This window comes from Xanthomarina maritima, from assembly GCF_008084905.1.
Taxonomy (GTDB): domain Bacteria; phylum Bacteroidota; class Bacteroidia; order Flavobacteriales; family Flavobacteriaceae; genus Xanthomarina; species Xanthomarina maritima.
In genome coordinates this window covers 123,980-141,081 of record NZ_VSFC01000050.1, presented here as the reverse complement: position 1 = coordinate 141,081, position 17,102 = coordinate 123,980, and the positions used below count along the sequence as shown (strand labels likewise).

9 protein-coding genes are annotated in these 17,102 nt (G+C 31.4%); 1 reads left to right on the top strand and 8 read right to left on the bottom strand.

All coding sequences use genetic code 11. The features are described 5' to 3' along the window. Positions 1-52 precede the first annotated feature (52 nt). The 7 genes from FVF61_RS09810 to FVF61_RS09775 form a co-directional block, all read right to left on the bottom strand. A complete protein-coding gene (locus tag FVF61_RS09810) occupies positions 53-733 on the bottom strand; it encodes an ABC transporter ATP-binding protein (RefSeq protein WP_148455789.1) in 681 nt (226 codons plus the stop codon). 1,050 nt (positions 734-1,783) lie between these two features. Beyond that, positions 1,784-6,634 carry a T9SS type B sorting domain-containing protein gene (locus FVF61_RS09800; RefSeq protein WP_148455787.1) on the bottom strand — a complete coding sequence of 1,617 codons (4,851 nt, stop codon included), beginning with the start codon at positions 6,632-6,634 and terminating at the stop codon, positions 1,784-1,786. A gap of 104 nt (positions 6,635-6,738) precedes the next feature. Beyond that, positions 6,739-8,577, bottom strand: a complete 1,839-nt coding sequence (locus FVF61_RS09795; RefSeq protein WP_233586782.1) for a T9SS type B sorting domain-containing protein — start codon at positions 8,575-8,577, stop codon at positions 6,739-6,741. A gap of 39 nt (positions 8,578-8,616) precedes the next feature. Continuing rightward, complete coding sequence (locus FVF61_RS09790) at positions 8,617-11,070, bottom strand: T9SS type B sorting domain-containing protein (protein ID WP_148455785.1); 2,454 nt, start codon at positions 11,068-11,070, stop codon at positions 8,617-8,619. Positions 11,071-11,074: 4 nt separating this feature from the next. Beyond that, positions 11,075-13,507 carry a T9SS type B sorting domain-containing protein gene (locus FVF61_RS09785; protein WP_148455783.1) on the bottom strand — a complete coding sequence of 811 codons (2,433 nt, stop codon included), beginning with the start codon at positions 13,505-13,507 and terminating at the stop codon, positions 11,075-11,077. Positions 13,508-13,533: 26 nt separating this feature from the next. Further along, a complete protein-coding gene (locus FVF61_RS09780; protein ID WP_148455781.1) occupies positions 13,534-14,358 on the bottom strand; it encodes an ABC transporter permease in 825 nt (274 codons plus the stop codon). Between the two features lie 22 nt (positions 14,359-14,380). Next, complete coding sequence (locus FVF61_RS09775; RefSeq protein ID WP_148455779.1) at positions 14,381-15,277, bottom strand: ABC transporter ATP-binding protein; 897 nt, start codon at positions 15,275-15,277, stop codon at positions 14,381-14,383. 121 nt (positions 15,278-15,398) lie between these two features. Between FVF61_RS09775 and FVF61_RS09770 the strand changes: the two genes are divergently transcribed. Further along, positions 15,399-16,460 carry a hypothetical protein gene (locus FVF61_RS09770; protein WP_148455777.1) on the top strand — a complete coding sequence of 354 codons (1,062 nt, stop codon included), beginning with the start codon at positions 15,399-15,401 and terminating at the stop codon, positions 16,458-16,460. A 107-nt stretch (positions 16,461-16,567) separates the two neighbouring features. Here FVF61_RS09770 and FVF61_RS09765 read toward each other — a convergent pair whose 3' ends face one another. Continuing rightward, entirely contained in the window at positions 16,568-17,083 is a 516-nt protein-coding gene (locus FVF61_RS09765) for an IS1096 element passenger TnpR family protein (protein ID WP_148455775.1), read from the bottom strand. Positions 17,084-17,102 lie beyond the last annotated feature (19 nt).

Sequence of the window (17,102 nt, the reverse complement as noted above, 5' to 3'; positions counted from 1 at the left end):
TTAGCTTGAAATTGCTTGTTTTTTAACTCAGTTCTTTGTTGCCAACCGTTATTTATTTCAATTCAAGTTTGTCTATTCTATTTCCAACTGTAAATTCTTTCATTTCATTTTCAAGTTTATTAAAATCTGCTTGTTCTACTTTCTTAACAATTTCACCGTTTTTCATTAAATAGATTTCGTCACAAGTTTCCGCTAAAGTTGAAAATATATGAGATGAAATAATTACTGTTTTCTCTAATTTTTTAAATCTTTTTATTATTTCAGTTATTATTAAATTACTTTGAATATCAACTCCATTAAAAGGTTCGTCAAGAATAAACACATTATTTTCCTGTAAAAGTATGGCAGTCAAAGCCAGTTTTTTTTTCATTCCAGTAGAGTAGGTTGAAGCATATTGTTTTAATGGTAAATCAAATATGTTTTTATCCTCAATATTGGTTAGTTTCGTTTGTCTTGCGTAGGCAAGTAATTGTATATATTCTTTTCCAGTAATTTTGGAAAAAAAGTATGGTTCTGTTAATAAAAGTCCTAAGTGGTCTTTTAATTTAGTATAATCAGATAAGATATTACCATTATAGTTTTCAAGTCCAGAAATACACCTAAATAAAGTTGTTTTTCCAGCTCCATTTTCTCCAACAATCCCATATATTTTACCTTTCTTAAATTCTAAATTTATTGAATTTAGAACTTGTTTTTTACCATAAAACTTTGATAAATTTTCAATTTTAATCATTTAAAATGGTATTTAATTTTGTAATCGATTTTGAATAAAAAAGAGGAATAAATATTAGAAGTATTGGTGGAAACATAAAACTAATTGCAATTAAAATTCCTTGAGACATATTCATTTCGTTCGGAAAAGACGAATATTTAGCGAAAATTATTGTTGTGAGATAAGCATAGCACAAAAGAAGAAATACAATCAAAATATCTATTTCTTTAAAAAATGAAATACTTAAAGCTATTATGATTGGTAAGCTTAAAAGTGTAAAAAAGATTAAGCACGTTTTCGTTTTTTCTATTAAGAATTCTTTTGCTGACAACTTGAAATTCCAAACAAAATATTCGTTTTCTATTTTTGAATAATATGAAAAGCAAGTGAATCCAATTAATAACATAGAGAAAACACCAATGTTAAAATTTCCAACTGATACTGAAATGTAAGTTAAGAAATAAGCTATCGGAAAAACATAAAATGTCTTTCTAAAACCAACGGAAAATTCGAAAGGTTTTTTACCGAATGGTGTTGGAATTGTTACATTTAGATTTGTGCTGAAATTGAATATGGTGATTAAAATTACAAATAAGTTTAATATTATAGTAAAGACGAATAGATTTTTATAAATCAAAAAAAGAGTAAAAGGCAAACAATAAGTAAGATTTTCTATTACTCTTAATTTTGTGTATTTGCCTTTATTGAATATAGATTTTAAAAAATCATTTCTTTTAGGTTCACTTAATTTTGAAACGAAACTTAAAGCAAATAATCCATAAACATAATTTGCAAATTCTGTTTTTTCAAATAGGTAATTAGACAGCAAAATAAAAACAAATGGCAATAGTGTATATCCAATCAAAAGTGGAATTCCGAAATCAATCATTTTCCTGTTAATCATTTTAAATTGAAGTTGGAAATATTCTTTCATTCGCAATTTTTGTCTAATGGTTGGCAACTGGTTATATATATTCAAATATAATCTTTTAGTGTTTAAAATTTCGGGATAGCGACTGTTTTTAAATAGATATTTATTTTAAAAATAGAAAGTACTAAGATATTTGCTGTTTAACGTTTTAAGGCAAAATGGCGTTTTACTTCAAAGGAGATATCTCCTTTTTTAACTTTGGCTAAGAACCAATAGTCGTTAGATGGCATGAGTTTGCCACGATAGGTACCATCCCAACCTGGAGAACTATGTGTAAGCGTTTTAATAAGCTTGCCATATCTATCGAAAATGTAAACAACTGTGCCTTCTAGTTGATTGACTCCTGTTATGTGCCAAGTATCGTTATAGCCATCGTTATTAGGTGTAAAAAACAATGGTGCATCTATAATTACGATGTCTTTAATGGCAGAGGCACAACCGTTTAAATCTATGACTTCGATAGTATGTGGTCCGAGAGTTACATTGTAGAAGACATTGGATTCTTGTGGGACGCCATGGTCTAAAATATATAGATAGTTGCCTATACCACTTATGGTAACTGTAATGTTGTTTGGGTTGGAAAAATCGACGGTTTCTGTAAATTCTATGGTTGCTTGTTCGGATTCTATGACATTAAATGTGGACGTTGTTTGACAGCCATTTATAGAGGTAACCGTTACAGAATAGGTTCCTATTTGTGTGATTTCAATTTCTGAGGTTGTTGCGTTTGTTGACCATAGATAGGTGTCTTCTGCAACGCCTGAATCGGCAGAAACGACTAGTGGTAAGTTGTCTAAACAAACCGTTTGATCTGGGATGTTGACTTCGGGTTTTCTGTTTACAACCGTATTAAAGAATGTGGTGTTAAAGCAACCTGTTTGGTTGTTTTCTACTCTTACATAAATGGTTTGCTGGTTGAATGCATTGTAATTTACATCTTGAATGGCATTGGTGTTGTCTATAGCTTCTAATTCTAGCTCAAAATAATTTACCGTGTATTGATTTGGGTCTTGTGTGCCTAAAACAATTGGCGTTTGTTGCGCTAAATTGAATATTAACATATTGTCGAAATCATCATCACAACCAACTAAATTTGGAGGTTGGTTGGTAATTGGATTTGGGTTTACCAACAAATTAAACGACCCAATTGCTGAACAACCTGTATTGGTATTTAAGGCGTTTACAAAAATGGTGTCGTTATTTGAAGCGTAGTTGTAATCTGTATTTAAGGGGTTTTGGGTGTTTTGAGCATCTGATAGATTGGCATAGAAGGTGAGGTTAATTGGTTGTTGAGTACCTATTAATGTATCTACTGCCTCTAATAAATTGTATGAGTTTGTATTGTTATCGCAAGTTTCAATAGTTGTTGTATTGATGGTTGGAGGTAAGTTTACGATTAGTTCTAAAGGTATGGTTACATAACAGTTGGATACGGTATTGGTAACGCGAATATAAACTGTTTGTGGATTTGACGTGTTGCTGTATGCGCTTGGATTTGGAATGGTTATGTTGTTATTATCTACATCTTCTATGGTTTCATGGTAAGTTACCAGAATGTCGTTTTGTCTGATATCTAACACTTCAGCTTCTGAAACTGTTAAGTCGAAACTTGCAGAGCCATCTTGGTCTACATCGCATTGCGTTAATGCTGAAGCTGAATTTACCAAAGGTACCTGAATGACATTTAAACCAAATTCTGCAATGGCATGGCAATAGGTGCCATTTTCTACACGAGCATAAATTTGTTGTGGATTGGTTTGGTTGGTATAGTCTAGAGGCAATTGGTTTTGTTGGTTTTCGGCATCAGTTAAAGATTGATAAAAGGTGATGGTTAAGTTTTCTGGACTGTTTTGAGACATTTCGGTAATGATGGCATTTAAATCGAAAGATTCTTGGCTGTCGTTAGAGATATCGTCGCATAAAAAGGTGTCTAAAGGTGCATCGAACAGAGGAATAGAACCTACTTCAATAATAAATGTAGATATGCCAAAACAATTTTGGTCGCTTAGGTTTTCAACACGAACATGAATGGTTTGTGGGTTTGACTGGTTGGTGTACGCAATGGTTTTGTCGATGATGTTGGTACGGTTTAAAGCATCAGTAGCATTTTCAAAATATAGGACGCGTTTTCCAGTTTGACCGTTTAAAATTTCGGCATCTTTATCTATAAAGAAGAAATCGGCAGTTTGGTTGCCATCGGTTTCACAATTTCTAAAGTTGCTAATGTTGGCAAATACAGGTTCAGTATTTACTATAATTTCGAAGTTTACTAATGCATAACAGGTTGTGATGTTGCTTTCAATTCTTACATACACTGTTTGTGTATTGGCATTGTAAGCTGTTGTGTTTGTTATTGCATTTGCATCATTATTTGCATCATCTTCAGAGGTGTGAAAGCTGATGTTTAAATTTGTTGTACTAGAAACAATTTCAGAAATTTTAGCATCTAAATTTATTATTGAAAAGGCATCCTGATCATCGTCGCAAATAACAACATCTATAGGTTGTGTTACTGTGGGAGCAGGAATGACGTTTATTTCAAGAGGAGCAATGTCGCTACAACCAGTTGTAGCATGAGCAACACGAGCATACACTATTTGTGGATTGCTAGTATTTGTAAAGAAAGGAGGTAAGATGTTTTGGTTATCTTCAGCATCTTCTTGTGAAATGAAATAACTCACGTTTGGATTGGCAATTCCAGTACTTACATAAGTATTGAAAGTTGCCAGTTCTATGGCAGTAAAGCCATCGTCGTCTGTGTCGCAATAATTAACAGGATCCAAAGGTTGTAAAACCACAGCAGGATTAATAATTAAATTTATATCTGTAAAGTAAGTGCAATCTGAATTTTCAATTGTTATATATAATTGATGCGGACTGGATGTTACTTGGTAAGGAACTGTTTGGTCTATTGGGTTGGTGCCATTGGTTTGGTCTTGTTCTGTTTCGTAAAACGTAATTATTGTATCTAAAAGACTATTTACAATATTATTTCCAATGTTTTCTAGGTTGAAATTTGCAATGCCATCATTTGAGGCGTCATCACAGACACTATAATTTCTAATATTAGTTGCAGATTCTAAAATGTTTGCGTGTAATTCTATGTTTGAAATAGAGACACAACCAGTTGCATCATCAACAACTCTAATATATACTATCTGAAGATTAGGAGTTGTATTTTGATAATTTTGAATGTCCTGAATTGGATTATCGCCAGTTTGAGCATCTTCATAAGTGGTATGAAAAGACGTGGAAACACCTGTTAAACCATTTAAAACATCATCTATAATAGAAGATAAATCGAAGGTATCAAAACCATCTCCATCCTGTTCGCAGGCATTAATGGTTTGTGGATCCATATTAATTACAGGACTATCTAAAACAGTTACGACTATGGTTGTAGTGCTTAGGCAGCCTGTATTAGCATCTGTTACTCTAACAAAAAGTTGTTCGGTTTGGTTGGTGTTTACATAAGGAGAAGCGATGGGATTTGTGCCAGCATCAGCATCTGCTTGAGAATAGTGATAGGTAACAATTAAGTTAGGATTGCTGTTTGTAATTTGATTGTTTGCTTGTGTTAAGTCTATTTGTGTAAAACCATCTGCAGTAGCATCGTCACAAATTTCTAAAGGTTGTGGATCTGTAATTACTGGTAATGGATTTACAACTAAGTTAAAACTAGCATAAGCCAAACAGCCATTATCTACATCTTCAATTCTTACAAATATTGTTTGTGGACTAGTTGTATTTTGAATAGGAGTTGTTATTGGGTTGCTATTATTTTGAGCTTCAGAAGAAGAATAATGATAACTGATATTGTAATTTGAAGCAGGAACAGAAGCTAAAACTTCAGCATCTTTTGTACTTAAATTGAAAGTTTCGATTCCATCGTTACTGGCATCATCACAAATTTGATAATCTGAAATAGGTCCAGCAGGTTGCTCGGAGTTTAAGGTCACTTCTATGCTATCGTCAATCACACAAGTGGTGTTGCTAATAGGAATATTTACTACTACAGTATAAGTTCCAGATGTTAAGGCTGTTAAGTTTTCTAAAGCTTCACCAGCAAGAGGTTGCCCGTTTAAAAACCACTCATAAGTAGCCAATGGGTTTTGGATGTCTGCATTTAGGATAACATTATCTGCACACGTGGTGATATCTGGACCTAAATCTACCGAAGCATTAAAACTATTACCTTCGATAAAAACAGCCGAATCGAAATTTTCATCCGATTGATCTGCAATGACTAATTTAATATGATATTGTACGTTTGGTTGAATGTTAGCTGTTGCAGACAAAACAGTAGTTCTACCATTAAAATTGGTGTCTCCCAGATTATGGCCATCAAAATATTGTTCATTCTCTGCAGGGCAGAAACCAACTATTTCTTCATGGACTGTATTAGTGTTAACCGGAATGGCAGTTCCAGGAACCAAAGCGACATTTGTATAAGGAGCTGGAGAACCTGTAGGTTTTATTAGGAAAGCAAAACCATCGGAATAATCACAAGGATAATTTGCGTAATATTCTTCAGAAGCTAAAATATAATTAAACTGTACTTGATTGGATACAGAAATAAAATCGAATTCAATAGAGGTTGCATTTAAGGTGTTTGTTATTCCAAGAGCATTTTCTAAATCTGCATCTGTTCCCCAAGACGTTTCACCTTCATTTAAGGGATTGGCATTAACTGTATTTCCAGCAGAGGTTGCTGCTCCTGTAGAAAGCATGATGCCATTTTCAAAGGGGAAATTGGAACTTGCTTTTTCAAAATAGCCATAACTTGATATTTGGTTTACCGAACCATTACTATTGGATTGAATATTTGAGACCTCTACACAACCTTGAACTAAGTGTGTTTCTATTAAGGAATTCAGTGGAACATTATCATCTATAGAAATTTGTTGAGAGAAACTGTTTTGTGAAATAACAATAATAAGAGTGACTAAAAAGTAGCTATATATTTTATGTTTTGAGGTTAACCAGTTCATATTCGCTTTCAATAGATTAAGATTTGGGATTAATCAGCGAGCAAAGTAGGCAGAAATTAGATAAAATGCAAGAAATATCGATAAAATACACATTAAAGTAAAAACTACAAGTTTAAATAAACCCAACCAGTTAAGGTTTTATAGTTTGAATCGTTAAGGTTTAGTACATAAAAATAGGTTCCGACAGGAAGTGTTTTACCAGTATTATTTATTCCTTTGTTGGCTTTTCCATACCAAGGATTATCGTTATCACCTTCAAAAATTAAAGTGCCATATCTATTATATATAAGTAATTTGTGATTTTCGAAAATATTGTAAAGCCCTTGAATATTAAACCAGTCGTTATAACCATCATTATTTGGTGTAAAAACTTCTGGAATATGTGGTGGACAGTTTTCTACAACTAAATCGAAATAATAAATATCATAACAAGGTTGGTTATTTACTTTTAGAAAAATAGTTTGAGGGACTTCAGAATTTTGAAAATGAGAAGGGTTTAATATTTCATTGGCATCATTTTGTAAATCTTCTAATGATACATAAAATGAGGTTGGTTCTCCATTTGTATCTATGGTGTCAAGTTGTAGAGTTAAATCGAAATAAGCCATGTTAAATCCTTCATCGCAATTATTCATTGGTTGCAGTGGATTAATTTCTATTTCAAGTAATTGAATGTCTTGAAAGGCTTCGTTATTAAGTTCATTTAATTCTGTAATTATTCCAATTCCATTTCCAAGATCATCTACAACTACAGTTATTTCTAGGTTATTTGGTAAGTTATCCGGAATTATAATATTTATTTGTCCATTTTCTGAGCTTCCTATTTCTATTTGATTCACAGTTTGACTGGTTCCAACTAATTCATTATTTGCATAAAAAGCTATGGGAGTATTTGTTGGAAGAAATTCTGTACTATTTATGTTATTTACAGTATAATCTATTGTGATTTGTCTGTTTGCACATTCTAAATTAATATTGTTTATAAGAACAGTTGCATCTGGAAGTTGACTGTTTAAAACCGTAATTATATTGTTGATAATAATTAAATCTGCTTGCAAGTTACCATTAACATCATAATCGCCTGTTGTTAGTTTTATTTCTACTGTGGTGTCACCAATTGCTATATTATCTTGAATGTTATAGAAATCTAAGTCTCCATTATAAAAGTTATTGCTATTTGTAAACGTATTGGTTCCATTAAAAGCATTATTTGCTGGATTTAATGGAGGGTTTGAAATAATATTATCATTAATTAATAAAGATTCTCCATAATTGAGAAGTGAGTCTCCTTCCCAAGCAAGAAATCCAATTTTTGCGCCTACATTATCTAAAACATTGACATTATCTAAAATGATGTTTTTTTCTCTAACGTTCCTATTTATAATATCAAGGCCTTGAAATAAATTTATTTGATTTAGAGGTAAGTTGATGTCTTCATAGACTACATAAATACACCAACCAGCAAAATTGGTTCTGTTGCCACAATAACCTATATTATTTGCAAGTGTTTCGGAAATATCTAAATTCGAAAGTGTATAGGAAGTATTTCCATTAGTAGTTATTAGATCTGTTATATCTGTATAACAAGAGAAGTAGGGAAGGATACCATAAGTTGAATCGTTATATTCAACTAAATAAGTATTATCTGCAAAAATTGTATTACCATTTAAACTAACTTCTTGATCACCTACTCCAGAACCAGCCCAATATAAATAAGCAGCAACTATACTCGTGTTAGTTGGTAAGAGTAATTCAGCTTGAGATTCTGGTAATATGTCACAATAATCACGTTCTATATTATTTTCGGAAGGATTTAAAGTGTTACCAATTGCTAAATAATCGTAACGACCATTAAATTGTTGAAACAGAGCAATTTCTTGACTAAAAGAATTATTACTTGTCAATAAAACAATGAATAGAATAAATTTAAAAAGTCGAAACATTCAATAATAATTATTGAAATAAAAGTACAACTTTTATGTTTATCGTTTTAAAGTAAAGTGACTTTGAAATTCTCTACCATCTTGTAATGTTGCTGAAAACCAATAATCGCTAGTAGGAAGAGCTTCGCCATTAAAAGTACCATCCCAACCAGTTCCAAGTGGATCAAGTTGTTTTACTAATTTTCCGTACCTATCGAAAATTCGAATCATGGTGTTTGGCTGAAATAAGTTAGAGACTCCTTTTACATTCCATGTGTCATTAAATCCATCTCCATTTGGTGTAAAGACTTTAGGAAATCCAATAACAGAAACATCTTGAGTAACAATGCCACAATTGTTTTTAATATCTCTTACAGCAACTGTATAAATACCTCCATAGATATTATTAAAAATGTTACTTGATTGAAAGGTAGCATATAAACCATCCTGGTCGTAAAGAGCATATTCATAAATACCTTCTCCTAAAACAAGAACAGTAATCGTGTTATTTTCAGTAGCATCAACTACAATAATATCGTTAAATGTAGCTGTGTTTGAAGGTTCAACAGTAATATTTCTAGATTTAGAACAGCCAAAAATGTTTGTAGTAGTCAGAGTATAGGTTCCTAATTGGTTAATTTGAATGGTTTCTGTAGTTTCACCAGTAGACCATAAATAGGTGTAATTAGTAGGAGAATCGTTAAGAATTCCAGCAGATAAAGGAATGGTTTGGGGAAACGTATTCAGACAGTATAAAACTGATTCATCGGCTTCAAGTTCTGGAAGCTTGTTTATGGTTAGGTACACCTCGCTAATACCATAACAAGCGTTATTATTTTCAGCTCTTGCGAAAAGGGTTTGATTGTAAGGTGTTGTATTATTATAAGGCGACACTAATTCGTTCTGTTCTAAAAGTGCATCTTGATAAGATTCATAAAAAGTAATAGGAAATACTATGCCATTTATGGTGTGCATGTCTGCTTCAAAATCACTTAAATTAAAGGTATTTATACCATCTTCGGAACCTAACTCATCGCAAGTAGGAGGAGCCTGATAATCTAAAAGTTGTGTAACACTAACTTCTAAAGAAAGTTCAGCAATACTAAAACATCCAGTAGTATTATCTATAACTTGAGCAAAAACAATTTGTGGATTAGTTAAATTATTATAATTATTTGCATCTAAAGGGTTGTTGCTGTTTTCAGCATTAGTCAAGCTAAAGTAAAAAGCAGTTGATAGATTTGAAATACCTCCAGTTAAAACATTATTAGCTTCATTTAAATTAAAAAAGGTTCTACCGTCGTTCACACCATCTTCATCGCATTGTAATAACGAAGCATTAAATGAAGTTGGAACAGGTATTACAACTAAATCTAAGGTTGTGATACTAGCACAATTAACATTATTGACATCTTCTATTCTAACAAAAATTTGTTGTGAAATTGCAGTTGTATTATAATAGATGTTTGGTAAAGGATTTGATCCTGTTTCAGCATCAATTTGAAGTGTATGATAACTTATATAAAAATCTGTTGGATTCTGACCATCTAAAATCTCATTATTTTTAGACGTTAGATCAAAATATGTTTGGCCATTAGAAGGATTAGTATCGTTATAATCATCACAAGCTTCTAGTTCAGTTGGTTGAGCAAAATGAGGACTAATTACTGTTAAAGTAAATGGGATTATATCAAAACAACCAGTTAAGGTATCTGTTAATCTAGCTTGAATAGTTTGAGGACTACTTACGTTTGTATATGGACTTACTAATGGATTGATGTTTAAATTGGCATCATTTTCATTAACATGGTATGTTACAGACACGTTTGTTTGTGTTCCTATAATAGAACTGGTATTTGTTTCCAGATTAAAACTAGTTATATTATTGCCATAAGGAAGGTCTACATCACAATTTTCTATATCTAATGCTTCAGGTGAGCCTGTTTCATTATTAGGAGGACTAGCAAATTGTGCTGTTCCAGTCCATTCTAAACTAAAAGCACTATTACCAATAGGTCTATCTATAACAATAAAATAAGTATCACCAGCAGTTACATCTAACCATCTAACAAAACTGTTTCCTTGTGGTCCTGGGCCTTCAGCTGTATCAGTTTCAGTTCCATTCATTCCAGTTAAATTATTGCCTTGTCCAGCAGCTTGAGGATTGGTTGTTGAGCATCTTATAGCTTGACCAATGTTATTACATGATCTGTTTGGGCCAAAAACAAAAAAATCGTAATCTTCTACAATAGAGTTGCTATTTGGTGTAAGGGTAAAACCTAATGTTCCATTAGTTACTAAAGTAACTTGAAGCCATAAGCTATTGTTTTCTTGACTCGAGCAGTTATTAGAACCAAATAATTCTTGTGTTCCAATACCATTTACGTTTAAGTTAATTTCAGAATTACCACAAACAATTACAGCATCTACACAATCTGTAGGTTCTTGTGCTTTTAATGAATTTAAATGAAAGCATATTATAATGATAAAAAATATATTTTTAATTAGTTTCAAAACATTATCGTTTTAAAGTAAAATGATTTTGAAATTCTCTTCCATCCTGAAGAGTTATAAAAAACCAGTAGTCGCTAGTAGGAAGAAATTCGCCATTAAAAGTGCCATCCCAACCAATTCCAAGTGGATTAAGTTGTTTTACTAATTTTCCATATCTATCGAAAATTCGAATCATGGTATTTGGTTGAAATATTTCTGAAACTCCTTTAATATTCCATGTGTCATTAATTCCATCTCCATTTGGTGTAAAGAATTTAGGGAAGTCAATTACCGATATATTTTGAGTAACAATACCACAATTATTTTTAATATCTCTTACTGATACTGTATAAATTCCACCATATACATTGTAAAAAATGTTACTTGATTGAAACGTAGCATATAAACCATCTTGGTCATGAAGCGCATATTCATAAATGCCTTCTCCTGATACAAGAACAGTAACCGTGTTATTTTCAGTAGCGTCAACAATTATTATATCTTCAAAGGTTGCTATATTAGAAGGTTCTACTGTTACAGTTTTGGACATTGTGCAACCATGGATATTAGTTGCTGTAACTGTATAATCACCTATTTGGTTAATCTGTATGGTTTCTGTTGTTTCACCAGTCGACCATAAATAAGTGTAATTAGCTGGTGAATCGTTTAGAATCCCAGCCGATAAAGGTATCGTTTGAGGGAATATATTTAAACAATAATAAACTGTTTCGTCTTCTAATTCAGGTAAAGGATTTACAACTAAAAAGAAAGATGTTATTGAATAACAATTTGGACTACCAGTTAAATCTACTCTTGCAAATATCTCTTGAGGGTTGGTCTGATTTTCATATATTTCAGTTATTTCATTTTGATATGAGTTGGCATCAGAAAGTGATTCAAAATAATGTGTACTATAAATGTTACTATCTTGAGTTCCTAAAATAGGAGCATTTTGTATTGTTAAATCGAAATTTAGAATTTCGTCATCATTATCATCACACAATTCAAAATTCGGAATTGGATTAGCAATTGGTATGGGAAAATATTCTATAAAGGCTTCACCTTCTAGAAAGTCGCAGCTTCCACTATTTAATTCAATTAAAACCTCGTAATGTCCAGATTGATTTACAGTTAAAAAATGCTCTGTATTAGGTAATGGATTGTTATTAAAAAACCATGTATAAGTTGCTCCTTGAACATTTTCTGCTTGTAAAGTATATGTTTCTCCTATACATAGAGGCAGATAATTAGTAGCAATAGGAGTAACTGTATTGTTTATAATATCTATTTTTTCAATAAAAAAAGAGGAAATAAATGGAGGTAGACCTTGAGTAGAATTATTGTTTCCTAAATTAATAGCATTATTTTGATAATCGCAAGCTTGACCAATTTCATTAGGGTTATTAATGACGCTTAAAAACGGATAACCTTGTGCATAAGTAGCAGCCATAGACCTATAAATTTTTCCATTAGGACCTAATTGTAGAGCACTTCTAAATAGATTTTGTTGGTCTATTACAACTTGTGAAGCAACTATGTCTGTTGCAGTTAAATTAAATTGTGTTATGGTTGAATGATGATTGGAAGGAATATGGTCTGTAGGTCCAAACAAATCGTTTGAAGATGATACATATAATAAATTACTGTTAGGAGAAAATTCTACTCCATAAGGTTCATTATAAGGACTATTAATATTAAGTCTTAATTCATTGCTAACAATACCAGTTTGTTTATCAAAATCAAATAAAAGCAATCCACCTGACTGTACATTTGCACAAGCTAGTTTCTCTCCATTTGGAGATAATTTTAAATAACCTCTTAAATCTGAAATATTTAAGTTATTAAAAGATGAGACTACTGAAGTTGTATTTACACCAGCAGTTGATACCTCAAAAGCATGAAACGAATTTAAGAAAGACGTTGAACTTCCATTTACGTTTGATAGTGTGATAACCCAAATTGATTGAGATGTACAGTCTTTTAATACAGCTGATACTTTTTCGGAACACTTATTTAACAAATTAATGTTTTTTTGAGTAATTGCACCCAAACCTCCATCAAGTGTCATATCTACTTCAGAATATTTCAATCCTGTTTGAGAGGAATTAGACCCAACGGTAAAAATATAATATATATCTGGGTTATTTGGCTTAGGAACTACTATGGCAGATTGCGAACTTGAAGGGTCTCCTAATAATCCAAAACCGTTACTTAAAATATTGTGTTGTCTATTATAAACTGTAATGCCGTCAGTGTAAAAAAGTAAATTACCATTGCTATCTGAAATTGATGAACAACCCTCTAAAGTGTTTAATTGACCATCGTTTAAAATAGTAATAGAGCCATCGTTGGAAAATTGGATTCCAGCATTTTCACCAAAATACCAATTAGATGCTTCTTCTTGTGAATAGGTAGTAAAAACACCTAATAGTAAGATGTATAAGAGTAGTTTTTTCATGTAACGAGGTATAGCTACCAAATGTATTATAAATCTCGCTTTTTTAATAATCTATAGGATAAAAAGATAAATATAGCAGTCCAACATAACACAATAACAATTTCATGCCAGTGTACAGTATAGTCGTACATTAAATCTGCTTTGTCTGGAAACTTCGTCATCATAACTCTTTGAAATGGCTGGTCTATAAGTTTGTACATGGATTTTAATGGGAAGAAATTTTGAATTTTCTCAGCAAAAGCCATGTCAGACTGCCAAGAAATAATGCCAAATGTTATCCATTCTAAGATGTATAAAATAAACAAGAAGGCTAAAGCAAAAGCCGAACGCTTTACTAACATTCCAAAGAAAAGACACAAACTAAAAAATCCTACTAATTTTACAAAATACGCTATTAGAAAATTAGTTTCTCTAATTATTATAGATGCTTCTGTATAACTTGAATAATATAAACCAATAAAAAAAGATGCAACGGCAATTAATAAAGTAGCAACTAAAGAAAAGAAAATAATGGTGTAAAATTTAGAAAGAATAAACTCCTTTTTACTTAAACCATCAATTAAGTTCTGTTTTAAGGTTTTATTACTGTATTCGTTTCCAATCATACTTACTACAACAATAGCAAAGAAAAACTTGAATTGTGAGGCAAAAAATGTGGTGATATGCCAAATTATTGGAAAATTAAAAATGCCTAATTCACCTAATTCTAAAGTAAAAAATCCAAAGAAATTTATTTTTATAGACGAAAGAATTAATACTGTAAAAGGCAGAACAAATGATACAAATATCAAAATTTTACTGGTTCTGCTTAAAAGCAGTTTTTGTAATTCTAAATTTAAAAGTCTTAACATGAAATTAGTTTGATTAGATGAATTAAAGTTTGTCAGTTAGTTGTAAAAATTGTTCTTCCAAACTTTCTTTACGTTTTACTAAATGAGATAATATTATGCCTTTCTCGAACATCAATTTGTTAAAAGTAACAGCATCCATAGGCTCATTTAAAAAAGCAGTGATGAGTTTATTTTCTACTTTAACAGATCCAAAATCAGGGTTAGATTCAAGATAAGTTATGAGTTCGTTTTCATTTTCACATTTCAATTCAAAAAAGCCATGACTAGAAATCATTTCGTCTACACGTCCAGAATAAAGTTTTTCACCTTTTCTTAATACCACTACATGTGAGCACACTTTTTCAACTTCATCTAATAAATGTGAAGCCAATAAAATGGTAGTTCCTTCGCTGGCAATATCTTTTATTATCTTTCTAATTTGATGAATTCCTTGTGGATCTAAACCATTAGTTGGTTCGTCTAAAATCAATATTTCTGGATCGTTCAATAAGGCAGAAGCTATGGCTAACCTTTGTTTCATTCCTAAAGAATAGGAACTAAATTTATGATCTTTTCTGTCTAACAAATTAACAACCTCTAGCTTTTCGTCAATTTTGGAATAATCAACCCCTTTTATTTTACAAACAAGCTTTAAGTTTTGAGCAGCTGTCATGTATGGATAAAAGTTAGGATTTTCAATAATTGCACCAACTCTTTTAAGAGCATCATGAGTAGTAACGGTTCCATTAAACCATTTGAAATCCCCAGAAGTTTTATTAACCACATTTAATACAATACCTAGTGTTGTAGATTTTCCACTGCCATTAGGTCCAAGAATACCATACACATTTCCTTTATTAATATTGAATGATAAATCTTTTACAGCTGTTAAATAGCCAAATTTTTTTGTGAGATTATTGATAGAAAGAATTGGTTCCAAATTATTTTTTTGATTGATGCCGAAAATGAATTCGGTTAAAGTTAGTATTTATATGACGAGTCTCTTTTAAAAATGTTACATCCATAAAAATAAAAGCTTAAATTTGAATAATTCGTTTTTTATGGAAGATTTAAAGATATCAAAAAAAAAGCCATCTTATCCAGTAAGTAAAAAATTACATCAGTACCTTACGGAATACAACAGAAACATTAGACTTCCCATTTTTTATGATGATTTGTTGCGTTTTCAAGGCTCTATTGTAGTTTACGATAAAAACGATGTGGATACACTTTGGATTCGTGTGTATTATAACGAATTTGAACGCGAAGAAATTGATTTAAGCCTAAAACGTGTTTATACCATTTTACATAGTGATGGAAACGAAAAAACCATTCCATTTTTAAATATTGATGCTATAGATTATTGCACCTTTGGAAACTCGAAACCTTTTCGTGTAAAAGTTAGAAATATTTTAAACGATAATTACACGTATTTCTATGTCAAAAAAGCTGATGCTTCTAGAGTTTATGGTTTGGAATTGGAGCACATGCTTTCGCCTTATAATTTGAATTTTCTGGTTCATAAAGACACCTTGATAGAAGAACATATTGCTGGAATTCCAGGTGATGAGTTTATAAAAAACATGTTACCAAATTGCAATTCACTGGAAAAATCTCAAATAGCTAAAGAGTTTGTAAAGTTTAACGAGCGTTGCACAATCAGACTTTTAGGAGATATGAGATCTTATAACTATGTAATAGTTCCTACTCATGATTTTGATCATGTAGTTTATAAAATTCGTGCTATAGATTTCGACCAACAATGTTACGAAGGCAAATTTAATATATACAAGCCTCAGTTTTTTAAAGAGAATTTTAAAATGGTCGAAATGGTTTCTGAAAAATTTCAGGCAGAATCCATCGATCAATATAAACTTGAAGAACGTTCCATTATGGCAAAACGTTTAATAAGTTATCACGATAGAATTGAACATTTGTTAGATTGTATGATTTCAGATACCATTTCGAAACCTGAAAACATTAAACAATTAAGGCATGATATCTATGAGTTTACATCTGATATTAATTTTAAGAAAAGTAAAACAATGGGAGATATTTTAAAATATGCTCTCGATTTTGTAAAACGAAATTACGAAGATGTCAACATGAGGAACTTCTATTAAGGAGTGAAGTTGTTTGTTGTTTGTTGTTAAGTTGAAAAATCAAATTGAAAACGTCACACAATAAGTCTATTTTCTTTCCTCTTTATTCTATTTTCTTTTTTTAGGAATTAATTCCAGTTTTCATCAAAATCTAGATTGTCGTAATCTTCTGGATTAAAACCGTCTTCAAACTCGTTATAATCGTCAAAATCTTCAGTTTCAAAAGACTTTTCAGGAGCTTCATCTGGAATTTGTCCATGAACAAACATCAAGTTAGGATAATCTGTTCCTTCAGTTTCTTCAACAATTTCGGCTAATTCCACTAAGAAAGTCCACATACTTAGAAAATCGTAAATGTAGATTAATCTGGTATTAGATTCATGAGTTACATCATTAATAGTAGTATCTCTCATTAAACGAACTTTGTTTGCAACTTCGCTCATATCAAATAAAGAAATTTCTTCACCTTGATTCCACTCGTCATCACTTAAATAAAACGAAGCCATTTCGCTGCCTTCAAAACCAAAAGATTGTGTAATGGTATTATGTAAATCTTCAAGTGAGTCTGTTTCACGAATTTCTATGTCTCTAAAGATATCACCTTCAGAGTCGTGGTCAAGTATAATTCTAAATCTGTAAATCATGTTGCAAAGATAATTTATT